General features: G+C 55.0%; 18 protein-coding genes. 8 read left to right on the top strand and 10 right to left on the bottom strand.

All coding sequences use genetic code 11. The features are described 5' to 3' along the window. Position 1 precedes the first annotated feature (1 nt). Both BW956_RS13790 and BW956_RS13795 read right to left on the bottom strand, forming a co-directional pair. Positions 2-778, bottom strand: coding sequence for an ABC transporter ATP-binding protein (locus tag BW956_RS13790; RefSeq protein ID WP_083703077.1), 777 nt, complete (start codon positions 776-778; stop codon positions 2-4). Beyond that, positions 775-1884 (bottom strand): MlaE family ABC transporter permease, encoded by a 1110-nt coding sequence (locus BW956_RS13795; RefSeq protein WP_420811652.1) that lies wholly within the window; start codon positions 1882-1884, stop codon positions 775-777. The genes BW956_RS13790 and BW956_RS13795 overlap by 4 nt, the downstream gene beginning before the upstream one ends. Before the next feature lie 394 nt (positions 1885-2278). On the opposite strand from BW956_RS13795, the gene BW956_RS13800 reads away from it, so the two are divergent. From BW956_RS13800 to BW956_RS13825, 6 genes are all read left to right on the top strand, one after another. Next, entirely contained in the window at positions 2279-2965 is a 687-nt protein-coding gene (locus BW956_RS13800) for a tetratricopeptide repeat protein (protein WP_076463255.1), read from the top strand. Positions 2966-3002: 37 nt separating this feature from the next. Further along, on the top strand, positions 3003-3770 hold the full coding sequence (locus tag BW956_RS13805) for a hypothetical protein (RefSeq protein WP_076463257.1): 768 nt from the start codon (positions 3003-3005) through the stop codon (positions 3768-3770). Between the two features lie 650 nt (positions 3771-4420). Then, complete coding sequence (locus tag BW956_RS13810) at positions 4421-7276, top strand: valine--tRNA ligase (RefSeq protein ID WP_076463259.1); 2856 nt, start codon at positions 4421-4423, stop codon at positions 7274-7276. Between the two features lie 151 nt (positions 7277-7427). Continuing rightward, a complete protein-coding gene (locus BW956_RS13815) occupies positions 7428-7862 on the top strand; it encodes a host attachment protein (protein ID WP_010322562.1) in 435 nt (144 codons plus the stop codon). Between the two features lie 519 nt (positions 7863-8381). After that, positions 8382-8720 (top strand): gamma-glutamylcyclotransferase family protein, encoded by a 339-nt coding sequence (locus BW956_RS13820; RefSeq protein ID WP_244894373.1) that lies wholly within the window; start codon positions 8382-8384, stop codon positions 8718-8720. A gap of 319 nt (positions 8721-9039) precedes the next feature. Beyond that, positions 9040-10998 carry a methyl-accepting chemotaxis protein gene (locus tag BW956_RS13825; protein ID WP_076463263.1) on the top strand — a complete coding sequence of 653 codons (1959 nt, stop codon included), beginning with the start codon at positions 9040-9042 and terminating at the stop codon, positions 10996-10998. Between the two features lie 61 nt (positions 10999-11059). Here the strand turns inward: BW956_RS13825 and BW956_RS13830 are convergent, their stop codons facing one another. Next, entirely contained in the window at positions 11060-11374 is a 315-nt protein-coding gene (locus BW956_RS13830; RefSeq protein ID WP_076463264.1) for a DMT family transporter, read from the bottom strand. Between the two features lie 75 nt (positions 11375-11449). Here BW956_RS13830 and BW956_RS13835 point away from each other — a divergent pair, with 75 nt between their 5' ends. After that, positions 11450-11953, top strand: a complete 504-nt coding sequence (locus tag BW956_RS13835) for a MarR family winged helix-turn-helix transcriptional regulator (RefSeq protein ID WP_010322566.1) — start codon at positions 11450-11452, stop codon at positions 11951-11953. Between the two features lie 56 nt (positions 11954-12009). Here the strand turns inward: BW956_RS13835 and BW956_RS13840 are convergent, their stop codons facing one another. Next, positions 12010-12885 (bottom strand): LysR family transcriptional regulator, encoded by an 876-nt coding sequence (locus BW956_RS13840; protein WP_076463266.1) that lies wholly within the window; start codon positions 12883-12885, stop codon positions 12010-12012. Between the two features lie 174 nt (positions 12886-13059). Here BW956_RS13840 and BW956_RS13845 point away from each other — a divergent pair, with 174 nt between their 5' ends. Continuing rightward, positions 13060-15564, top strand: a complete 2505-nt coding sequence (locus BW956_RS13845; RefSeq protein ID WP_244894374.1) for a penicillin acylase family protein — start codon at positions 13060-13062, stop codon at positions 15562-15564. Between the two features lie 30 nt (positions 15565-15594). Here the strand turns inward: BW956_RS13845 and BW956_RS13850 are convergent, their stop codons facing one another. The 6 genes from BW956_RS13850 to BW956_RS13875 form a co-directional block, all read right to left on the bottom strand. Continuing rightward, a complete protein-coding gene (locus BW956_RS13850) occupies positions 15595-16551 on the bottom strand; it encodes an Acg family FMN-binding oxidoreductase (protein WP_076463268.1) in 957 nt (318 codons plus the stop codon). A 100-nt stretch (positions 16552-16651) separates the two neighbouring features. Continuing rightward, complete coding sequence (gene ybaK / locus BW956_RS13855) at positions 16652-17119, bottom strand: Cys-tRNA(Pro) deacylase (RefSeq protein WP_010322570.1); 468 nt, start codon at positions 17117-17119, stop codon at positions 16652-16654. A gap of 71 nt (positions 17120-17190) precedes the next feature. After that, complete coding sequence (locus BW956_RS13860) at positions 17191-20238, bottom strand: sensor domain-containing diguanylate cyclase (RefSeq protein ID WP_076463270.1); 3048 nt, start codon at positions 20236-20238, stop codon at positions 17191-17193. Positions 20239-20349: 111 nt separating this feature from the next. Beyond that, entirely contained in the window at positions 20350-21651 is a 1302-nt protein-coding gene (locus BW956_RS13865) for a DEAD/DEAH box helicase (protein ID WP_338066347.1), read from the bottom strand. A 147-nt stretch (positions 21652-21798) separates the two neighbouring features. Further along, positions 21799-23163 carry an SPFH domain-containing protein gene (locus tag BW956_RS13870; protein WP_083703079.1) on the bottom strand — a complete coding sequence of 455 codons (1365 nt, stop codon included), beginning with the start codon at positions 23161-23163 and terminating at the stop codon, positions 21799-21801. Positions 23164-23522: 359 nt separating this feature from the next. Further along, positions 23523-25109: an ABC-F family ATPase gene (locus BW956_RS13875; protein WP_076463274.1), complete on the bottom strand. Its 1587-nt coding sequence runs from the start codon at positions 25107-25109 to the stop codon at positions 23523-23525. Positions 25110-25130: the final 21 nt, after the last annotated feature.

A 25130-nucleotide genomic window follows, 5' to 3' on the forward strand; every position in this document is an offset into this window, starting at 1 on the left:
ATCAACTCTCCTGCACTGCCTGATAGGCAGCACGGCCGCGTGGGCCGTTGAAATAATCCCGAATCCAGGGATCGTCGTATTGAGCAACCTTGGCCGGCTCATCAGCCACCAGCACACGCTTTTGCGACAGCACTGCGATGCGATCACAGGCGGTCCAGAGCGAGTCCAGATCGTGGGTTACCATAAACACGGTCAGTCCCAGCGCATTTCTCAGCGTCAGTATCAACTGATCGAAGGCGGCCGCACCGATAGGATCAAGCCCCGCCGTGGGCTCATCCAGGAATACCACATCCGGGTCCAGTGCCAGCGCACGTGCCAGGGAAACACGTTTGACCATGCCGCCGGACAGGGACGCAGGGTAAAGGTCGCCCGCATGAGGCGCCAGCCCGGACAGGGCCAGTTTGACCTCAGCCAGCTCCTCGGCATCCCTTCGGGACAGGCCCGCATGTTCGATCAGCGGCAGGGCGACATTTTCCCGTACCGTCAGTGAGCTGAACAGGGCGCCGCCCTGAAACAACACGCCCAACCTCTGCTCCAGACGAGAGCGTTCGGCTGCCGGCAATGCCAGCAGGTTTTGGCCAAATAGCCTTACCTCACCGGCCACAGGCCGATTCAGACCAACGATGGAGCGCAACAATACCGATTTACCGGTACCCGAACCGCCGACAACACCGAGGATCTCGCCCCGATACAGGTCCAGGTCCAGATCCTCATGAACGGAGTTGCGGCCAAAGCGGTTACACAGCCCGCGCACTTCAATGATGCTTGTTCGACTCACCAGCCCATCTCCATGCAGAACATTGCTGCCAGGGCATCCAGCAGGATGACCATAAAGATCGACTGCACCACGCTGGAGGTGGTGTGCCGGCCCACGGACTCGGCACTGCCACTGACCTTGAAACCCTCCAGACAACCGATGGTGGCGACTACAAAGGCAAACATGGGCGCCTTGGCCAAACCGACCAGATAGTGCCTGAGCTCCACATCGGCCAGAATGCCAAGATATTGATCCAGCGGTATGCCAAGCGATACCAGGGATACCAGCGCACCACCCGTCAGGCCGGAAATAATGGCGACAAAGGTGAGTAACGGCAGGGTCAGCATCAGCGCCAGCACGCGGGGAATGACCAGCAATTCGATGGGGTTCAGGCCCAGTGTGCGCAGCGCATCCAGCTCCTCATTGGCCTTCATGGAACCGATCTGGGCAGTAAACGCACTGGCCGTTCGGCCTGCCAGCAGGATTGCGGTCAGCAGCACACCAAATTCACGCAGGAAGGAGTAGGCCACCAGGTTAACGGTATAGATTTCGGCCCCGAATTCGCTCAGGACCGTCGCGCCCAGAAAGGCGACTACGGCACCGACCAGGAAGGTCAACAAGGCAACGATTGGTACCGCATTAAAGCCGGTTTGATGAATCTGGTTCACCAGCGCCGTCAGACGCCAACGGGCCGGACGGAACATAATGCCCAGTGTTGCCTGCAGCACCAGACCGATAAAGCCGCTCTGCAACCACCACTTTTGCCCCAGGCTCTGGGTGTTACGGCCCAGAAACTCAAGCATCTGCGTAATACGCCCGGGTTCCGGCGGAGGTTCTGGCTGCGGCCGCCCCATCGCCTTGACCAGCGTTTCCAGCAGCGCCCGGCGCTCCGGTGTCAGGTTTTGTTGCTGTACCAGCTCACCCAGCCGCTCGACGCCCAGCCAGTTGCCCAACAGGGTGGCACCAGCCGTATCCAGCTCGGTTATCGCTTCCAGCGATACATCTGCATCGGGCGCTGGCGTTGCCGCCAAAAGGCGCTTCAATACGCCGTGTTGAGCAAGGGTCCATGCCCCCGTCAAAACAAGACCATCTGATTTTTGCAGTACTCTCGGTTCGTTCGTTTCCACCACTTTCCATATCCCGTGGTTACCTGAACCGACATTGTCTCCACCCATTGCAACAGCTGCAAGCACAAGGATAGATTCGAGGACTAGTTATGCTAACATTCGGATGGTATCGGACAAGGTAAACACGGCCAACTCAAGGAATGAGTGATGATCAGAGCCAATCAAATTAACGCCCTGAGTGAGGGCAAGCTGTCTCCTATTTTTTGCCTTATCAAGGCCTTTTTTCGTTTATTGCTAATAAACAAAGACTTATCACCCTCCTTCTTCTTATACAGATATTTCTTATTAACTACACAAGACTCAATGAGAGTCATATAGACTCATCAAAAATATCTAAAACTCCAAAAACCAATTTCAAACAACAAACTTTCCTGATTTTAAAAAGGGTAACTTCATGATTTCAAAAAAATATCTTTTGATTTTTTTTCTGTTATCTACATTTTCAATTTCATCTTTAGCATTCACTGAAGCCAAACTAGAAAATGCTAAAGAGCTTTATTACGCTGGAGAAACAAAAAAATCAAAAGAAATAATAAGTTCAATACTTGGCTGTTGCGATGGAGAAGAATACTACTACTTGGCGTTAATATCTGAAATAAATGGAGACGAACACCAATCTTTTAGCAATTATAAACAAGCAGCAGAAAACGGCTTCCCCCCCGCAATGCCACCCTTGTCAAGGTCTTATCGCTTAGGACTTGGTGTAAAAGTAAACATAATTAAGTCTATAGACTGGGAACGAAAGTCAAAGAAAATTGAGAGACATAGAGGGGTAGATATATCTTTTATAGACAGTAAAAACAACGCACCAATAGACATTCTTGAAAAATGGAAAAAAAAAGCTAAAGAAGGTGATGCTTACGCACATTATAGATTGGCAAAAATATATGACGAAGGACTTTTAGAAAACCAAAATTTACTTCTTGCATTTAACCACTACCAGAAAGCCTCAGAACTGGGAAATGTCGAAGCAAAATTAATGACGGGTTATTTTTATTGCAAAGGCATAACGCAAAACAAAAATAAAGACAAGGCAAACAAAATACTTTCCTCAATACAAAAAGATTTTATTTGCAAATAAATAGCTTTTCAATTTAAAGCCACAAGGATATGTGAAGATGAATTATGAACAGAAGCTGGAAAAAGACTTAAGACAAAATGAAACAGTCATTCACGTTATAGAAGCTCTTACACTTACCCAAGAATACCAACATACAAAGGGAAACTTGAAGTCCTATACAGCAGCGACATTAGATTCAATAACAGCCGCCAGGATAATAAAAGAGCTTGGATTTTCTGCAGAGAAAGTGGAAATAAGAACGTATTCCAACGGAAAAAAATACGTTATCTTTAAAGGGTATCCAGGCGAAAGAAAAATCCTCAAGGGAACAAAATATTTAGTTAACAATCCTGATGTCGTTAGGCTTGCCATTGGCCCCAAGGGTATAGTTGAGTCAGCAAAATCAGGCTTTGTTATTAGTTTCATCCTGTCTAGCGGCCTAGAGGTTTTTGATTACCTTATTCAAGATGGATATACTTTAAGTAGGCTTTTAGGCACCCTTTCATCAGATCTAATAAAAATAGGTCTAGCATCAATAGCTGCTGCTGCTGCAGGTCTAGTCGCTGGCTCGATAGCAATCATTGGATCTACTGCAGCCGTGCCACTTATTGCAGCAATAGCAGTAGGTATTATTACTGGGTCAGCGCTGGAGATTATTGATCGTAGACTTGGAGCCACCAAAGCTCTCATAAAAGGATATGAGAAGATTGGTATCAAACTAAAAGAAATAGAATATGAATACAACAACAATATAGCCCTAATCGAGAGAAAGCCAAACCTGATTTTTTGCCTTTTTGCACAGTGTCCAGAAATAACTGGATACTAGCCTTTTAAAAAATCAAAAAAAATAGCATATTGGCACTCACACTTTTCTTATAAAACGGGTGCCAATATCAATCTAAAAAATATTAATTCGAAAACCACCGATCCTCATAATATTTACGATGCAATAAGCAATCATATCATAGGGAGCAACTCCTCATAAGTTTCAAGCCTTACAGCAACACCTTACCACCCAAGCGACCTATCTCCTACGGCTCACATTCCTAGATATTAATCACTCTGTACAAATAGATATTATCCGTTTTATTTGCACTAAGTCCTTTATGGTGGGTTTGACTGGCTCAGTTACCAATTACCGGGCAGTGTTGAATTCATCCGTATGGAAGCAGTGAATACATTACGCCCCCTGCCTATTTTGGTCATACTCCAAAGCAATATAGAAAAGCGTTGGGGCACCAGAGTGACAACCGACTCAGTTCGGGGCTCACAACCCCGAACTAGAGCCCTGCCTTAACCTTTGAAGCTAAGAAAGCTCAGCCGATTCCGTCGTGTTTGCAGCTCTGTAATCGGCTTCGTCCAGACTGTATAATGTCCGGTTTTCGACCGAGTTGCCGGTGCCCCGTACCACAGCGTACGCAGCGAGCGCCCGCGGCAACCACCCGAGCGGCCACAAGATCAGAGATACGGACCCCAATGGATAAGACCTACCAGCCACACGAGATCGAGAAATCCTGGTATCAGACCTGGGAAGAGAAAGGTTACTTTGCCCCCTCCGGTGAAGGCGACGCCTACAGCATCATGATCCCGCCGCCCAACGTCACCGGCAGCCTGCACATGGGCCACGCGTTCCAGCACACCATCATGGATGCCCTGACCCGCTACCGTCGCATGCAGGGCCGCAACACCCTGTGGCAGGTCGGCACCGACCACGCCGGTATCGCCACCCAGATGGTCGTCGAACGCAAGCTGGCGGCGGAGCAGGAACTGACCCGTCACGATCTGGGCCGCGATGCCTTCATCGAGAAGATCTGGGAATGGAAGGAAGAGTCTGGCGGTACTATTACGCGTCAGATGCGCCGTCTGGGTAACTCCGTGGACTGGCCCACCGAGCGTTTCACCATGGACTCCGGTTTCTACCGCGCCGTGCAGGAAGTGTTCATCCGCCTGTATGACGACAAGCTGATCTACCGTGGCAAGCGTCTGGTCAACTGGGACCCGAAACTGCACACCGCCATCTCCGATCTGGAAGTTGAGAACCGCGAAGTCAAAGGCAAGATGTGGTACCTGCGTTACCCGCTGGCCGACGGCGTGAAAACCGCGGCCGGTGAAGACCACATCGTGGTCGGTACCACCCGTCCGGAAACCCTGCTGGGTGACACCGGTGTGGCGGTGAACCCGGAAGACGAGCGCTACCAGAGCCTGATCGGCAAGTTTGTCGAGCTGCCGCTGGTTGGCCGTCGTATCCCGATCGTGGCCGACGAACACGCCGACATGGAAAAAGGCACCGGCTGTGTGAAGATCACCCCGGCGCACGACTTCAACGATAACGAAGTCGGCAAGCGCTGCGGCCTGCCGATGATCAACGTGCTGACGCTGGACGGCCATATCCGTAAGGAAGCCCAGACCTTCAACACCGATGGCAGCGACAACAGCGAAATCGATCCGAGCCTGCCGGAAGCCTACCAGGGGCTGGAACGCTTCGCTGCGCGTAAGGCTGTCGTAGCTGATATGGAAGCCGCCGGCCTGCTGGTGAAGATCGAAGAAAACAACATGACCGTGCCCTACGGCGACCGTGGCGGCGTAGTCATTGAGCCGATGCTGACCGACCAGTGGTTCTGCGATGCCAAGACTCTGGCCAAGCCGGCGATCGAAGCGGTTGAAAACGGCGATATCAAGTTCGTGCCCAAGCAGTACGAGAACATGTACTACGCCTGGATGCGTGACATTCAGGACTGGTGTATCTCCCGTCAGCTGTGGTGGGGTCACCGTATCCCGGCCTTCTACGACAACGAAGGCAATGTCTACGTGGCTGCCGATAAAGAAGCGGCACGCCAGAAGTACAACCTGGATCCGGAACTGGAACTACGTCAGGACGATGACGTACTGGACACCTGGTTCAGCTCCGCGCTGTGGACTTTCGGCACCCTGGGCTGGCCGGAGGACACCGAGCGTCTGAAGACGTTCCACCCGACCGATACCCTGGTTACCGGCTTCGACATCATCTTCTTCTGGGTGGCGCGCATGATCATGATGACCATGCACTTCATGAAGGACGAAGACGGCAAGCCGCAGGTACCCTTCAAGAACGTGTACGTCACCGGTCTGATCCGCGACGAGAACGGCGACAAGATGTCCAAGTCCAAGGGCAACGTTCTCGACCCGCTGGACATGATCGACGGCATCAGCCTGGAAGATCTGCTCGAGAAGCGGACCGGCAACATGATGCAGCCGCAGCTGGCCGAAAAGATCGGCAAGCGCACCGAGAAACAGTTCCCGGAAGGCATTGCCGCCCACGGCACCGACGCCCTGCGTTTCACCCTGACGGCGCTGGCCTCTACCGGTCGCGACATCAACTGGGACATGAAGCGTCTGGAAGGTTACCGCAACTTCTGTAACAAGATCTGGAACGCTGCCCGCTACGTGCAGATGAACACCGAAGGTGAAGACTGCGGCCAGAACGGTGGAGATGTTGAGCTGTCCACTGCGGACCGCTGGATCATCAGCGCCCTGCAGCGCACCGAAACCACCGTTACCAAACACCTGGACGAATACCGCTTCGACTTGGCGGCTCAAACCCTGTACGACTTCATCTGGAACCAGTACTGCGACTGGTATCTGGAATTGTCCAAGCCCGTACTCTGGGACGAGAACGCCTCTGCTGAAGCCCTGCGCGGTACCCGCCGTACTCTGGTCCGCGTACTGGAAGCGATCCTGCGCCTGACCCATCCGCTGATGCCGTTCATCACCGAAGAGATCTGGCAGTCCATCAAGGAACTGGCCGGTGTCGAGGGTGAAACCCTGATGCTGATGCCTTACCCGGTTGCGGACGAAGCCAAAATCGATACTCAGGCCGAAACCGATATCGAATGGCTCAAGGGCGTGATCACCGGTGTGCGTAACATCCGTGGCGAGATGAAGATCCCGCCGTCGCGTGATCTGGACGTCCTGTTCCAGCATGGCAGCGCCGACGACAAGGTACGTCTTGAAGCCAACGCCAACTTCCTCAAGAAGCTGGCCAAACTGAGCAGCCTGACCTGGCTGGAAGCGGACGAGGAAGCGCCTATGGCCGCCACTCAGCTGGTTGGCAAGATGGAAGTACTGGTGCCCATGGCCGGCCTGATCGACAAGGACGCCGAGCTGTCCCGTCTGCAGAAAGAGCTGGATCGCCTGACCGGTGAAATCAAACGTGTCGAAGGCAAGCTGTCCAACGCTAAATTTGTCGCCAATGCACCTGAAGCAGTTGTCGCCAAGGAGAAAGAGAAGATCGCTGACTCCCAGGCTGCTTACGACAAGCTCAAGGAGCAATACGCCAAGATCGAAGCGCTCTAATCCTTTCAGGATTGACGTTCAGCTCCATCAAGGGTCGGCATTTGCCGGCCCTTCTTTTTGGCCCCGACTTTCCTCTGCCGAATTTTGAACGATACTTAGAGATCGCAGGTCGAACCTGTGGGACCTAACTGAATAAAAAGGGGGAAAGTTTATGCCAACATGGATCCTGGTTGCTGATGCCGCCAAGGCACGCATCTTTCAACACGACGGCCCCAAAGACCCAGCCGAGGAAATTCACACCCTTGTTCATCCCGAGGCACGCATGCACAACGGCGACCTGGTCAGCGACAGTCCGGGTGCTCAAGCCAACGGAGGCTCCGGCAGCCATGGCATGGAGGAAAAAGCCTCGCCCCGGGAAGCAGAGGATCAACGCTTTGCCAAGGAGGTGATCGACCAGGTTCGGCACGCTTTGAATGACAACCGGATTCGCCAGTTTTATATGGCTGCTCCGCCCCACTTCCTGGGCTTGCTGCGCAACGCCATGGATGACCGCGTATCCAAGGCACTGGCCGGCGACCTGGCCAAAAACTTGTCCAAGGCAACCGGCGAAGAAGCCAAAGCCGCCTTCAGACCCAAATTGACCTGATACCCTGCTCCTGAGCCAGTCCTTGCAACGCCGCCATTCGGCCAGAGGACTGGCCTCCCACACATATCAACCACCCTGAATTGAATGACTTGTGGGAGCACGCTCCGCGCGCGAAATTCAAACTCTCGGAATCCTCATGCTACCGCTGATATTCGGCCAGGGGACTGGCCTCCCACACATATCAACCACCCTGAGTTGAATGCCTTGTGGGAGCACGCTCCGCGCGCGAAATGCACACTCTCCGAATACTCATGCTACCGCTGATATTCGGCCAGGAACCAGCCTCTCACACCCTGCTCCAGACTCCCTCCCAATTGTGGGAGCGCGCTCCGCGCGCGAATAGCCCCTTCAAACACACACTCCTCTGGTCCATCATGGGTCTGAACGAGTTTCCAAAGAGCCGCGTACCCAAGCCATATGAACAGACGAATCCGAACACTGCTTCTGCTGCCTGTACTGGCCCTCTGCCTCTTCCTTGCCTGGCTTTGGTATAACCTGCTGAGCCCCTGGGGTTACAAAATGCCCGCCGGACTGCCTGCAGTTATCCCCACTGAAGAGTATCGAGTATTTGTGTATGGCACACTCACACAAGGCTGGGTCCGGTGGCTGGTTACCGGTGAGCAGATTGATACCCGGCCAGCCCAATTGAAGGGCTACTATCGGGACGGCCTGAACCTGGTGCCACAGGCCGGCGCACATACACCAGGCCAGCTTATGGTCGTGACAGGGGAAAACCTGATCGATCTGGATCGTTATGAACGGCTGGGCATTCGTTATGAACGCACTGAAATGACACTGGCCGACGGGCAAAGTGCCTGGGTTTACACCCGGCTTCCGATGGTGCTTGAAACACGCTGACATCTCGATGTTCCGAGGCCATTTGCCAATCGGAGGACCAAGAAAGATGACAGCAGGAAAACGTTCATGCCCAACCCGCCTGTGCTGCTTGGTTCTTCATCCCCCGTTTCCACCTGACAGCCCTCCCTTACCCTGCAATAGAGGCGTGATTCCCACTCCAAGGGGCCTATGTACAACCGCACAAAGCTTTTAATACTGGATGCACTATTTTTGTTGACGAACCGCAACATTGACTATCTTATAAGCAGAATCTGGACATTTCCGACATCGGAAGCTTTTACAAGGACGGCTCTATCCAAACCTGCTGAGCGCACCTGCAATGAAAATAAAACGAAAACTGATGCTCGCTTTCGTGGTTACAACTCTGGTACCCAGCGTACTGCTATCCGCCTACAGTATTATTCAGGAGCGAAACGCTGCTGAAGAACGTTTTGTCGAGCTGAGTGAACAGAAACTCGGCGCTGTTGATGACTTTTTCACCAGTTTTTTCGAGGATATCAGGAAAGATATCAGTAACCTCGCACTCTCCCCGCTCCTTGGCCAGGTTGATGAACGTATCACCAGCTACAAGGATGGGCCGGAGATGATGATGCGGCCATCACAGGCAGGCGGCCTGGAAACCGACATTTACAACAAGCTGGCACTCTTCGGTGAAACACACCCCGGATTCAATTATGTGTACATCGGTACGGCACAGGGTGGCATCGTCCAGTGGCCTGAAGGCAAGATTTCGGCCGGCTATGACCCTCGTACACGTCCCTGGTACAAGGGAGCTATGTCAACGCCCGGCAAGGTCGATGTGCAAAACGCCTATTACTGGGCCGGCGATGATGTCACCCTGGTTTCAGTGGCACGGACAGTCGAGAATGAGAACGGACAGATCGTGGGCGTGATGTCAGCAGATGTTTCCCTGTCCTCGCTTACCGATATGGCACAGGAAGTAAAGCTAGGAGAAGAGGGCTACCTGATACTGATTGAGGACACGGGTACCGTACTGGTAGATGCTGCCCAGCCTGACCACAACTTCAAAAACATCCGGGAACTTCAGGGGGAGGCCTACCGGCAGTTCCAACAGACTGACTCTGGTTTGCTGCGCGTCAGCATAGATGGCGTTGATTACAGTGCCCGGATTCTCACCTCCCAATCACTTGGCTGGAAGATGATCGCACTGATGCCCCGCCATGAAATCCTGGCACCGGCGCAAGCGCTGATGTGGACGACGCTGGGCATTACCTGTCTGGTGTTGGTTCTTGTCTGTGCTCTCGCCTTCTGGCTGTCAGGCATGCTGGTCAAACCCATTCTGCTGGTGAGCAATGGCCTGAAAGAGATCGCCCAGGGTGAAGGCGACCTGACCCGACGACTGCCGGTTGTCAGCCGCGATGAAGCCGGTGAACTGGCTACCTGGTTCAACCACTTCCTTGACTCCCTGCAAGCGCTGGTCAGCCAGGTAAACCGCAGTGCGGAGGAAATTGCTCAGGTATCCTCCCTGGCGCAGAACAGTGTTCGTGAGGTCGATCGCGCCAGTGAAAATCAGGTTAGGGAAGTTGAAACCATGGTCGCTGCCGTAAACGAGATGTCGGCAACGGCGAACGAAGTCGCCAGCAGTTGCGCACGTACGGCAGATGCAGCGGAGGCGGGTCAGGAAGCCAGCGAACAAGGTAAACGCGTCATATCCGAGACCGAACAGGGCGTGCGTGAACTGGGAGACCAGGTTGCCCGTTCGGTCACCCACATTCACGAACTGGAGCAGGAAACAGCCCAGATAAACAACATTCTTGAAGTGATTCGCGGGATCGCCGAGCAGACCAACCTGCTGGCATTGAATGCCGCCATCGAAGCCGCGCGCGCAGGTGAATCCGGGCGGGGCTTTGCCGTGGTGGCTGATGAAGTACGATCATTGGCACAACGGACACAGGTTTCGACAGAAGAGATCGGTTCACTGGTTGACCGCCTGAACCAGCGCACGACACAGGTGGTCACTACCATGGAAGCCAGCCAGACACAGTCGTCAAAGGCTGTAGACCTTTCAGCTCAGGCGCATGAAGCGTTTGAAAGTATCAAACTGTCAGTGGATCAGATCACCGACATGGCAACCCAGATCGCAAGTGCCGCCGAAGAGCAGCACCAGGTATCCGAAAGCATTAACGTTAATATTGAAGCCATTCATGGCGCAGCCACCGAGGTTAACCGGGTCTCCTCCGATGTGGCCAATCACTCTACCCGTCAGGCTGACCTCGCGGCGCAACTCAGTGAACTGATGCAACGTTTCAAAGTCTGACAGGCATACAAACCACAAACCCGACTGGCCCTTTGCATGGCAAGGGCCGGTCCCATAACCGTCAAGACACCAGCTTCAGCCCGACCAGCGAGCAGAGCAGTAATGCCAGAAACAGCAAGCGCAGCCCACCGGCGGGATCACCGAACCAGAGGATGCCCACCAGCACCGTGCCCACCGCACCGATTCCGGTCCAGATGGCATAGGCAGTGCCCAGTGGAATGCTCGCCATGGCCCGCGTCAGCAGAAAAAAGCTGCAACCGCCAAGGAATACAAACATCAACGATGGCCACAACTTACTGAGGCCTTCGGACTGCTTCAACGCCACTGCAAAGCCGACTTCAAACAGGCCGGCCATGATCAAATATACCCAAGACATACAGCTATCTTCCCAGAAAGATACTTTGGCGTGATATTATCTTCCTGGGAAGATAAAGACAAGAGGGAGTCAAGCATGCCCCGTGAACGTATCAGCTTCACCGAACTGTTCGATAGCTCCAAACAACACTGGCCGGAGTCTACCGAGGGTGTCAGCTCCATTGCCCCCGCAATCTACCGGTTGCACGAACACCTGAGCACCCTGGCCGATGGCTTATTCAAACAGTACTCACTGCAAGGTGCCGAGTTTGAGACCCTCTGTGCCCTGCGCAACAGCCCCGAGCCTTACCGGATCACACCCACAGAGCTGTATCGAAAACTGCTGGTGAGTTCGGGCGGTATGACCAAGATTCTGGTGCGTCTGGAGGATAAAGGCCTGATTGAGCGTCCGGCCAACCCTGAAGACGCGCGCAGCCGGCTGGTTGCTCTCACGGCCAAGGGAAAAGCACTGATCGAGGAAGTGACCGAACATTTGCTGCAGCAGGAGGCCGTCTTGATTGAAAAAGCCGTGCAGTCCGACCAGCTGGAACAACTGTTGATGCAATGGCTGGAAAACCTGGAAGATGCGCACAAGGCTTAACAGCCAGCCTTTAGTTGCGCCGGAGTACCCAAAGGCAAGCCTTTCGTCTTGCCCTCTCATTCATGCATCAAGGCCCACCAGTGCCTCAGCACAGGGTTATCGTTATCGCGGCGCCAAATGCCATTGATCTGACTCTCATCGCTGAAATCATCCAGCGCCCGCCAAACGATGCCCCGGCGCCGCATCAACGGGTTTCCCTCCGGGAAAAGGCTTAACAAGTCGCTGGCAGCCACAACCCCCATGACACTGGCCACATCATCGGCTTCATATTCAACACGAATATCCAGGTTATGCTGGCCACAGGCGTCCAGAAAGCGGTCATACACATTGACCCACTTTTCCCGCTTGCCAAACACAAAGCCGTAAGGTGCCAAATCCGCCAGCCGAATACTGGTCCTGGCACTGAGCGGATGCTCTTCGGCCATAATCAACAGCAAGGGTTCACGATGGCACAGCTCCATTCTCAGCTCACTGTTACGGGTGCTGCCGCTGAAGAAACCGATATCCAGCTCCCGTGCCAATAACGCTTCCTCTTGTACGCTGATCGGTAACAGGTTCAGGTCAATGCGAACGCGCGGGAAGCGGGCACGAAACCGACTCAACATGCTGGGCAGAAAGGTTTCCATGGCAGCACCACCATATCCCAGCTTGAGATGCCCGGTGATACCCTGGCCAATTTCCTGGCCTACCTGCATGGCCCGCTTTTGTTGTTTCAGCAGTTGCTCGGCCTCGACCAGAAACGCCTGACCAGCCACCGTCAGACTGACCGAGCGGGTCGTCCGGTCAAACAGGCGCGTTCCCACCTTTTCCTCTACCCTGCTAATAATACGGCTCAGTGTGGCAGCCGATATATTCATCCGGTCTGCAGTGTCCTGAAAATGCAGTTGCCGGGCCAGGGCAACAAAGGCTTCGAAATCGCGCAGGTTAAGCATTGTTTCACCTGATACAAAAATAGAGAAAATATCCGTCATTAATTATCAAAATACGGATTGCTAAGGTGAGATCGTTACTCAGAGTGACACGCATATAACAACAAGAAACCCGCGAGGCGCAATGATGCTGTATCTCAGACAAGCTTTGATTCGCCTCGTGACAGAGGTGAAACCATGCCAAATAAAATGACACGCACCGCGCTGTCGACCGCCATTCTGGCGGCCCTGCCCCTGTTTGCCGATGCCGGCGAAATCACCATCAAACGTGATACCTGGGGCGTACCTCATGTCTATGCTGAAACAACACACGATCTTTTCTACGGCTATGGCTATGCCGTGGCGCAAGACCGCCTGTATCAGATGGAAATCGCCAAACGCTCAACCCAGGGGCGTATGGCGGAAGTATTGGGGACGGACTATGTCGAGTACGACAAGAAAATTCGCCGCAACTACGACCCGACTTCCATCCAGCGCCAGATCGATGCGTTGAGTACCGATGATCGCGCCATTCTGGATGGCTATGCCGCCGGTATGAACGCCTGGATCGAGCAGGTTCTGTCTAAACAGGATAGCCTGCTGGCCAAGCAGTTCCACGATAATGACTTCGTCCCCGAAGCCTGGACAGCCTTCGATGTGGCAATGATTTTTGTCGGCTCCATGGGCAACCGCTTTGGTGACTACAACACCGAGATCGAAAACCAGCAACTGCTGGATGCACTGATCAAGGAACATGGCGAAACCGATGGTTGGGCCATCTTCAACCAGCTCAATCCCCTGAACGACCCCAGCGCACCCACAACTGTGCCCAAGGGCGACTGGTCAGGCACCTTTGACAAACGCCATGTGGAACTGGCCCAGCGCCCATCCATTTCAGATAAGACAGAGGCCGATATTGCGCGCCTGGCAATTGGTCAGGATGGCGGCGTGCTGAACCTCGCATTGGCAGAAGCTCAGCACTACAATGCTCAGCAATTCCGTGACTTCGGCCTCACCGGTGTGGCCGGTTACCCCCAGACCTCCAATATGATTGTGGTCGGCAAAGACAAGGCCAAAGGCGCCAACAGTATCCTGCTGAATGGTCCCCAGTTTGGCTGGTACAACCCGGCCTACACCTATTCCATCGGCCTGCACGGTGCCGGGTTTGATCTGGTGGGTAACACCCCCTTCGCCTACCCCGGCATTCTGTTCGGCAACAACGCCGATATCGCCTGGGGCAGTACCTGGGGCGCGGGTGATGTGGTGGATATCTACCGCGAAACGCTGAACCCGGAAAACCCGAATGAGTACCTGTTTGAGGGTCGATACCGCCCAATGGAAGTGCGCACCGAAACCATTCAGGTAAAAGGTGCCGATCCAGTCGAGCTGAAGGTATATAAAACCGTACACGGTCTGTTGATCAGCCGGGACGATGCCCAGAACCTTGCCTACGCCAAGAAACGTGCCTGGCAGGGTCGTGAAATTGAAACGCTAATGGCCTGGACCCGCCAGGGGCAGGCGAGCAATCACGCCGACTGGTTGAAACAGGCGGCTCGCAGCGCCTTCAACATCAATTTCTACTACGCCGACCAACAGGGCAATATCGGTTATGCCTTCACCGGTAAGTACCCTGAGCGCAAGCCGGGCCATGATAACCGCCTGCCAGCTTCCGGCGAGGGCGATCAGGAATGGCTGGGCATCAAGCCGTTCGAGCGCAACCCTCAGGTGTATAACCCCAGCTCCGGTTATATCGCCAACTGGAATAACAAGCCGGCTGACGATTTCATCGCCCCGGACATGTTCTGGTACTCCTGGAGCGAAGCGGATCGCGTGGACACCATGCGTGCCATCATGGATTCAAAAGATCGATTCACGGCTGAAGACGTGAAGCAGATGATGGAAGATGTATCCTACGCCGACGTTAATGCGGGCTATTTCATCCCCTACCTGGATCAGGCCACCCGTGGTCTGAATACAGAAGACGAACGCCGCAAGGCCGTGCAGTTGCTGTTGGACTGGGCCATGACCAGTCATGACAAGGATCGGGACGGTTTCTACGACGAAGCGGCCACCGCGCTGTTTCAGGCCTGGTTGCCCGAGATGCTGGCCCTGACCTTCAAAGACGATATTCCGGGCAATTTCTTCAACTGGTATGCCTCCGCCGGGTACCCCTCTCCAGAGTCACCGCTGCGTTCCAGCGTGAATATCCAGCCGGGCACCAAGGCTCTTTTGCAGGCCTTGCGAGGCAAGGATGCGGGCGTTGAACAGAGCTACGATTTCCTCAATGGCCGCTCGGCCAATGAACTGCTCCTGTCCAGTCTGGACAACGCCCTGAAGAAGGTTAAACAGAAGCATGGTGATGACCCGGCCAACTGGAAACTGCCGGTCGTGCCCATGCGCTTCTTCACCAACAACTTCCTGGGCATGCCTCAGGCAGGTAAAGACGAGGAGAAACAAACGCATATCGCCATGAACCGTGGCACCGAAAACAATCTGGTGGTGTTTAACGGTCAGCAGGTGCAGACCCATGAGGTGGTAGCGCCAGGCCAAAGCGGGTTTATCGCGCCAGATGGCACGCCTTCGCCGCACTATGATGACCAGTTGAAACTGTATGAAGACTTTGACTACAAGCAGACTTGGCTGGCGCCGGAGCAGGTGGACGCCAACACACAATCAGTGACACGCCTGAATACCGGTCACTGATCTCAGAAGCCCGTCACTTGACGGGCTTTTTCATGCGCGGATCACATCTTCCACCGGACGTCGCGGCGAAGCTGTCAGCGTTTCTTCCGGGTAGCCCATGCGCATCAGCATCTGCGGATGCCCCTGGCTATCAAAGAGCGCCTGCAGCTGCGGCCTCAGTGCCTGTACCTGAATCGGCTGATTAAGGTAGGACGCCTGCAAGCCTTCACGTTGCGCTTCCAGCAGAAGCCGCTGCAGGGCCTGCCCGGCTCTGACCCAGGCATCGCGACGGTCTTCACGGGTAGAGAGCAGTAATAGAAGCGGCGATTCCGAAGCCAGGAGGTCATCCTGGGAGGCCACACTTTTTCCCATATCGAAACGACGGACAACACCTCGCACCAGCGGAGCCACCAGCCCCGGCACGGCAAGGCCATCCCCTTTGCGACTGCCATGCAGCCACTCAGCCAGTTCCCTGCGCCAGTCTTCGTTTTGCCACTGGCGGTTATCCCCCTCACGCACGAGGTCAATGACCGCATCCCGGCGCTTTTCATCCACCTGAGTCAGGCAGGCCCCTTCCAGTTTCGCGACTTCGCCCAGTCGGTTCAGAACGTCTTCCGTGGGTTGGCGCTTCTGGAAACGATTGCGGTAGGTTCGCCGCAGTAGAAGTGCATCAAACAGCGGGCTCAGGTCGCAGGACAACTCATCTTCATCCAGCTCAAAACGTGCCAGATAATCAGGCCGTTCAGGATCAGGAAACATTTGGATGTTATAGCTCCACCCCGCATGCGTTGCGGCAACCCTGAGGTTAAACAGGGAACAACCACAGCTCATCAGCAGCTCTCGCCCCTCTGGGTCGTTCACCTGGAGTGCACGGGACGGATCTGCATGCAGCTGCACCGCGCGGTCTTCAATGTGGAACAACCAGGGCTGGGTATTATGGCTGGAAGGTGCCAGTACCGCGTGCTGTACCAGGCTTCTCAGGGTGTCCTGATCGGGAAGCATCTCCATTCTGCAAGCTCCGATGTGGTTGTAGAGGCTTGAGTGTATGCCAAGCGAAGCCGAACGTCAGCCTGTGAATGATATCTGACGGCGTGAGCGGTGGCAGTCTTTAACCGGCGATCGGCGCGAAGCGGGCCGATGTCAGGCGTGCCAAATCGTCTGGTGCCAGCTCAATTTCCAGCCCCCGCCGCCCGGCGCTGACATGCATGCTGTCGAGTTTCTGAGCACTGGCATCGATAAATGTCGCCAGGCGCTTTTTCTGCCCCAGGGGGCTGACGCCTCCCATGACGTATCCTGTGGAGCGCTCCACATCTGCGGGATCGGCCATGGCCGCTTTTTTCGCGCCAGCAGCCTTGGCAATCTGTTTGAGATTCAACTTACCACTGACCGGCACGATACCGACTGCCAGGGTTTTACCATCCAGGCTGACCACCAGTGTTTTGAACACCTCTGCCGGGGAAAGCCCCAGTTTTTCAGCCGCTTCCGTGCCGTAAGATTCGCTGGATGCATCATGCTGATATTCGTGTACCTGATGCTGAACCCTGGCCTTGCGCGCCGTATTGATCGCTGGCGTCATCGCCCTGATCTCCCTTTTGTACTTGGCTCTGATGAGCCCACTCTACTCTAATGAGCGCGTTGCAAAAGCGCCTAGTGTACACGCTCAGAGTCGTCAAGGGAGGGCTCAGGCGTGCCGACACCATGAACGCAGTAGCGGTTTTTACCCTGCCCCTTGGCCTGATACATGGCCTGATCCGCATGCCGGAGAAGTGTTTCAGGGTCGTCCCCGTCATCGGGATAAAGCGCCAAACCGATACTGGCCGAAACCTGACGGTTTTGGCCGCTGACGGTAATCGGCTCGGCAATGGCCGCCAGCACCCGATCGAGTACCGGCACGCAGGCACTGGCCGAGCGGGTATCGCTTAGAATCAGCACGAACTCATCACCGCCCAAACGGGAGACAGTATCCACCTCGCGCAATACCCACTGTAAACGCTGAGCGATTACTTTCAGGATACTGTCACCGGCATCATGGCCCAGTTCGTCATTGATAGGCTTGAAGCCATCCAGGTCCATGTAGCAAATGGCAAAGCCGGAGCCGTTTCGATGTGACAGCGCCTGTTCACGCTGCATGCGCTCAGCCAGCAGAGTTCGGTTGGGCAGGCCGGTCAAGCTGTCATAATGCGCCAACAGCTCCAGTTTCTGTTGCTGTTCCTTCAGCTGGGTAATATCACGTGTTACCGACAACACCGAAACGATCTGTCCGGTGTTATCCCGCAAGGGTGCTACATGTGTGTCCAGCCAGCGTACACGGCCATGATGCCCCGTAATGGTAAACTCCAGAGAACCCGAGTCACCCTGTTGTAACGCACGGGTACTGAGCTCCTCAAAAGCCTCTCTGAAGGGCTCATCAACAAATGCCATCAGGCCAATCTGGTTGATCTGCTCCACGCTTTCCGCTTCCAGAATGCTGAGCCCTGCCTGGTTCATCTGTAGCAGTTTGCCTTCAGGGGAAACAACTTTCACACACTCCGGTTCGGTTTCGATGATCGTCTGTAACCAGGCCTCGCGCGCAGCCAGTGCTTCACGGTTCTGATTAAGGGTAATGACAGAGCCGATCCAGCGTGCCAGCAGGCGCATGAACTCGCGATCCCCTTCATCAAATACACGCTCATACTGAGCAGGACTGGAGAAGTTGACCGTACCATACAGCTCCTTACCCACATGTACCGGCGCGCCCAAATAGGTTTCCAGGCCGAAGTTTTCATAACTGGGGTGGTCACTGTGGCTGGAGTGCCCCATATTTTCGGTTACGAAGACATCGCCGGATTTGAGCGTAATATCGCAGTATGTATCTGCCAGAGGAAACGTCTGTCCATCCGAGAGGCTATCCGGCGGCGCTACCTGTGCCAAAACCGTGTAGTTATCACCTTCTACCCGACTGACAATGGCAAATTCAAGGCCGTAGTAACGACTGCCGATCACCAGGGCTTCACGGAGCTGCTCCTGTAAGGACAGGTGGGTCAGGGCCGCTACTTCGTTCAGTGCCGCCAGGCCATCCCGCTGGCGTCGGGCACGGGCCTCAAGTGCCTTGCGATCACTGATATCCCTGGCCGAGGTAAAGCAGAGCCATTCGCCGTTAAACTCATGCGCCCTGGCCGTGATCTCGACCGGTATCAGAGAGCCGTCACGTCGGCTGTGCTCGGTTTCAAAGGAGGAAATCGGCCCGGCTTTACTGCGCTCAACAACTTCCTGAACCTGCACCCGGGAAAAGTGCGGATCGATATCCGGAATGCTCATTCCCTGAAGCTCGGATTGGGTATATCCCAGGGTTTCACAGGCCAGACGGTTGGCATAACGAATACAGGTCTGGTCATCCACCAGCATGTGCATATCACTGGCGTTATCACTGAAGAACTTGAACTTGAACAGGGCCTGCTCGACCTGCTTGCGTGCCGTGATATCTTCGACCAGCGCTATTCCGCCCGTGATACGGCCCTTGGCATCAAACACCGGGGCACACTTGAGCGAGATCCAGATAGCCACACCACTGTAAGACGTGCTGTAAGGGCCTTCATAGCTGGATGTTTCACCTTTTAAGGCCTTTTCCATGGTGGGGATAACACGGGAATCCCTCAGCGTATGACAGTCCAACCCCTGCAGGTACCCCTCAGGGGCATGCATGATTTCTGCAAACCGGGTGTTAAAGAAAGTGACAATCAGGTCGGCGTCATAATTCAGGATGCCGGAAGGCGAATTACTCAGCAGCTGACGGTAACGCGCTTCACTCTGCTGCAGTGCCCGCCGGCTTTCCACCAGCTCGCCAATCAAAATGGTGATCAGCATGGGGATGACGGTTGCCGACACCATATAGCCCCACAACATGGCCAGGCTGAAATGCACATCATTGGACTGGAAGGGGCCTATGCCCTGAGAGGTCGCCCACACGGCCTGAATCGAGAGCAGCAGAGCAGCTGTAGACGCAACGGCAATCCCCCCTCGTATGGCCAACCAGGCCAGCAGCAGAAAGGGCAGATACAACACTGGATGGTACAGAGCCGCGTTATTTACCGGCCCGTTGAAGATCAGAACACCGGAGATGATCAGCAGGGAAAATGCCAGTCCCAACTCCAGCAGGCGCTGCGGCTGCAGCGAGCGTTTCAACCTGGCCCAGTCGAATGTCAGCAGGGGCACACCGCAGACCAGAACGCCCATGGCATCACCCAACCACCAGACGGCCCAGGCTGCCGCGACCTCCGGGTCAGGAATAACGCCTGCGAACCAAAGCTGAAACACACCGTTGGATGCAGTCAGCGCCATGCCGCCAAAGACTGCACAACTCAGGAACAATAGCAGGTCTCGGCGCCGCTTGAGGTCGATATTAAAATGGAAACGCTGCAACAGGCTGACTGCCAGCAAAGGCCCCAGCGTATTGCCAACGGCAATGCCCAGTGCCAGCCCGGGAGAGCTGCCGATCCACAGGTTTACAACAAACGCCCCAGCCCCCAATGCGGGCCAAAGCGACATACCCCAGCGTAACAGAGCGGCAACCGCTATACCGGTGGGAGCCCAGATCAACGTGATATGGCTATCGATAAAGGGTACCGACAGACCAATGATGCCGGCCACAAAGTAGGCAAGTGCGAGAATGAAACAGCGGACAATCCATTTCCTGCTGAAGTAAGCAGAAACCGTCATGGGCAGTATACCAAGACTTTTTCCTACATCTTGCAGCGGTAGCCCGCTGGATTCAACTAAACAGGCTCCTTCCTTGGTCGCATATTGGATACCCAATAAGCGGCAGCCTGGTTAACCACCAAAAAGAGAACGACGACCCGCTGAACGTTTGGGCTTGGCCGGCTTGTCAGCGGAAGTATCAACCGCGTTGGTGGTCGGCTTGCTGGTTTTCCTGGCAGAGGGTTTGGTCCCCTTGCGTTTGCCGGTCACAGCCTGAGCACCGCTTTCAACCAGCTGCCCGTTCTCCAGCGTCGGTACGGGCTGTACCTGCAGCGACTTGCCGATCAGATCCGAAATGCCTTTCAGGAAGCGGCGCTCCTCCGGGGCCACCAGTGACACGGCCCAGCCCTTCAGCCCCGCACGGCCGGTGCGTCCAATGCGGTGCACATAGGCTTCGGGCTGATTGGGGAGGTCATAATTCACCACCTGTGGCAGCGCTTCGATATCCAGCCCTCGTGCCGCCACATCGGTTGCCACCATCACGGAAGCTTCACCCTGGGTAAAAGCCTCCAGTGCGGCCAGACGATCACGCTGATGCCGGTCGCCATGGATGGCCACCGCACTGATACCTTCCTGCTGCAACTCTTCGGCCACCTGGTCGGCGCGCCGCTTGGTTCGTGTAAACACCAGCGTCTGCTGCCAGTTGCCGCCACGAATCAAATACAGAAGCACATCGGTTTTATCAGCATTGGTGACCGCATAAGCGCTCTGTTTGACCTGCTGGCTGGCGGTATTCCGGCGAGCCACCTGAATCCGCTCAGGCTGTTGCAACAGGGCTTCAGCCAGGGCTTCCACCGAGCCATTGAGCGTCGCGGAAAACAGCAGGGTCTGCTTCTGCTCAGGCATGTAACCGAGCAACTGACGGATATCGTTGATAAAGCCCAGATCGAGCATGCGGTCCGCTTCATCCAGCACCAGCATTTCCAACTGTGCAAGCGACAGCTTTTTCTGCTTGAGCATGTCCAGCAGACGCCCCGGTGTGGCCACCAGAATATCGGCGCCTCGCTTCATCTTGCGGATCTGGTTATCAAAACGTACGCCGCCGAAAATGGAGATCACCCGCATGCCCAGCAGCTGGCCATAGGCCAGGCCATTATCGCCGACCTGCACGGCCAGTTCTCGGGTGGGGACCAGCACCAGTCCACGAATATGATGATACTCACCCTCAACCGGCGTGCGGCTCAGGCGCTGGATCATCGGCAGGGTAAACGCGGCGGTTTTGCCAGTGCCGGTTTGGGCTTCGGCAATCAGGTCCCGGCCTTCCAGCACTTTTGGAATCGCCTGCGCCTGAATCGGCGTCGGTGTCTTATACCCCAGCTCTTCCAGCGTATGCATGAGTTCCGGGCAAAGGTTGAGATCAGCGAAAGTGGTCACGTGGCTGGCTCGGCTTAAAAACCGATATTATCGCACGCCAAACCGGCTGGCCCAACTGACACGCCAGCGAACAGGGCGAGATATGTAGAGAAACAGGCCCGGATTTTTCCGGGCCTGCAAAAAGTCGATACGGTTGGGGATGCCGGTTTATTCCTTGACCATATCGCGGTCATAGCTGAGTCGCTTGGCCGCATCCAGCGTCAGCATCTGCATGAATGCCTTGGTTTCATAGTCGTTGCCCACCGGCGCGCCACTCCCGCTGCCACTGCCAAACACATTGGTCGGCACCTTGCGCTTGGCATAAGCCTCGGCCCACAGCTGCTGAATCTTGATCTCGGCTTCCAGCTTCTGAGCCAGCGCATTATCCGCCTCCAGAATCACCTGCTTCTGGTAAGCTTCCGCATCCGCCAGAGTACGCTGGGTCTCGGCTTCAATACGGGCTTTTTCCAGATTGATTTCGGCGGTTTCACGCTGAATTTCCGCTTCTGCTTTCAGCTTTTCGGCACGGGTGATTGCCAACTGTTTCTCGGTTTGCGCCTCAGTGGTTTTCTGGATCTGATCCACCTTTGCCTTGGCCTGACGTTCAGCGACTTCACGCTCACCACGGGCGATGGCCAGCAGGCGTTGCTCTTCTTCCTGGACACGCTGTTCGCGGGCAATGGCACGGTCGGCGGAAGCCTTCTGCTTCAGCTGCATGCGCTCAATGAATTTCTGGTTCGGTTTGATATCCGTTACCAGGGCCGATACCACGGTAATGCCGTAATCCGTGAAACGCTGCTGTTTACGACGCGGCTGGCCAGTGGCATCCAGCACCTTCTGCACCACAAAGATGGTCTTGTCGTCTTCGCCATATTCTTCCTGGTCGGTGCCCAGCGCAATATTGGCAGAACCAATCGCGGAGCGGCCGGACTTGACGTTGACCTCTTCACGTTTCACCAGATAGATACCACTGCGCATCTGGTTTTCAAATTCAGAGTTGAACTCGGTACGCCCGCCGGCGTAGTACTCTTCCGCCGTCATCAACGAGGCATTGGCCTGCAGGGTTTCCTTGAACACCGGCAACAACGCAGTCCTCAGCAGGTTCTCCGGCGAGCGGTATTCATGGGCCAGTTTCAGGAAGGATTCCTCATCCGAGGGAATGGAGAAACGGACGGTAGCCTGGGCATGAGCATCCACCTGATCCAGGAACATGATGCTCAGGGGCGGCAGGCTGGCGGACGCGTTGTTGGCATCCTTTTCCGAGGTAATGGCATCCTGGCTGGAGCCTGAGACCGCCTGGACCGTCATTGCGCGCTTCCAGGAATTGTAACGACTGAAGGGATAGAACTTGTAACCGATCTCGGTCACCACAGCTTCGTTACCGGTCACCGTACGCACGTGATAAATATAACCGGGTTCGGCATAGAAAAAGGATTGCGAGAGTACATAGCCGATAATCAGGGCCAGGACGGCGCCGACCGCCACCTTGACCTTGTTAAACGAGGGGAATTTAACTGTCGGTTTTTCGTCCATGCTTGCATGATTCCTTGTCGTGGGAGCAGCGGGTTGTTGGAAGAATCCGCTTCCGGGTCAACAGCGCGCCCAGAAAAAGATCCGTCATTCAAAACCAGAGTATTGGGGTATAGCGATAACCAGGGGAGTACGGGTGCCGTTGCTGGCTCAACAAGCCAGCTATCAGGCGCAAGAGGATGAGACACCTATCCTGTTCCTTATGGGAGGGATACCCGGTTCCATGGGTTACAAGGACGTAAGTCTGCAATGCCGCTGCGACCTTGGCAAGTCAGCATTTGGCTACAGATTGAAAGCAAAAAGCCCGACGTGCCTTGGACACATCGGGCTAAGCTTCAATCGCCAATCAATTCAGGCCGCAATCAGGCGTCCTGCGAGCGCAGGTAGTCTTCGTAGTTGCCGTGGAAGTCGACGATACCGGTGGGTGTCAGTTCAATAATGCGGGTCGCCAGCGAGGAGACGAACTCACGGTCATGGCTGACAAACAGCAGTGTGCCCGGATAGTTTTCCAGCGCCATGTTGAGCGACTCAATCGATTCCATATCCAGGTGGTTGGTGGGCTCGTCCAGCAGCATGATATTCGGCTTCTGCAGAATCATCTTGCCAAACAGCATGCGGCCCTGCTCACCACCGGAGATCACTTTCACTGATTTATCGATCTCCTTCTGGGAGAACAGCATGCGACCCAACGTACCGCGGATCACCTGCTCATCATCACCCTCCTTGCCCCACTGGCTCATCCAGTCGTAGAGGTTCTTGTCTTCCTCAAACTCGTGGGCATGGTCCTGGGCGTAGTAGCCGATTTCGCTGTTTTCAGACCACTTCACCTCACCAGCATTGGGTTCCAGACCCCCTACCAGGCATTTCAGCAGGGTGGATTTACCGATACCGTTGGGGCCGATGATGGCGATGCGCTCACCCACATTGACCTGCAGGTTCAGACCGGAAAACAGCTCCTCGTCAAATGACTTGGCCAGCCCGTCCACTTCCAGCGCAATACGGTGCAGCTTTTTCGCCTGCTCAAAGCGGATGAACGGGTTCTGTCGGCTGGAGGGTTTGATCTCATCCAACTGGATTTTATCGATCTGCTTCAGACGCGACGTGGCCTGACGGGACTTGGACGCGTTGGCCGAGAAGCGGCTCACAAACGCCTTGAGATCGGCGATCTGGGCCTTCTTCTTGGCGTTGTCGGCCTGCATGCGCTCACGTGCCTGGGTCGATGCCAGCATGTAATCATCGTAGGTGCCCGGATAGACCTTCAGCGTACCGTAGTCGATATCCGCCATGTGAGTGCAGACACTGTTCAGGAAGTGACGGTCATGCGAGATGATGATCATGGTGCAGTTACGCTGGTTGAGTACGCCTTCCAGCCAACGGATGGTGTTGATATCCAGGTTGTTGGTCGGCTCGTCCAGCAGCAGGATATCCGGATCGGAGAACAGTGCCTGTGCCAGCAGCACACGCAGTTTCCAGCCCGGCGCCACTTCACTCATCAAACCGAAATGCTGTTCCACCGGGATTTCCAGACCCAGCAGCAGCTCACCGGCACGGGATTCGGCGGTGTAACCGTCCATCTCGGCAAACTCCGCTTCCAGCTCACCGGCGCGAATACCGTCTTCTTCGGTCATTTCTGCCTTGGCATAGATGGCATCACGTTCGGACTTCACGGCCCAAAGCTCTTCGTGCCCCATGATCACGGTATCCACCACCGTGTATTCCTCGTAGGCAAACTGGTCCTGACGCAGCTTGCCCAGTCGCTCGTTCGGGTCCTTGGATACGGTACCGAACGATGGCTCCAGGTCACCACCGAGGATCTTCATGAAGGTGGACTTGCCGCAGCCGTTGGCACCGATAAGGCCGTAACGGTTGCCGTCACCGAATTTGACGGAAATGTTCTCAAACAGTGGCTTGGCACCAAACTGCATGGTGATATTGGCTGTGGTCAGCAATGGAGTGATCTCGCTTGTCTG

Origin of the sequence: Marinobacterium stanieri (assembly GCF_900155945.1) — a bacterium.
Taxonomy (GTDB): Bacteria; Pseudomonadota; Gammaproteobacteria; order Pseudomonadales; family Balneatricaceae; genus Marinobacterium; species Marinobacterium stanieri.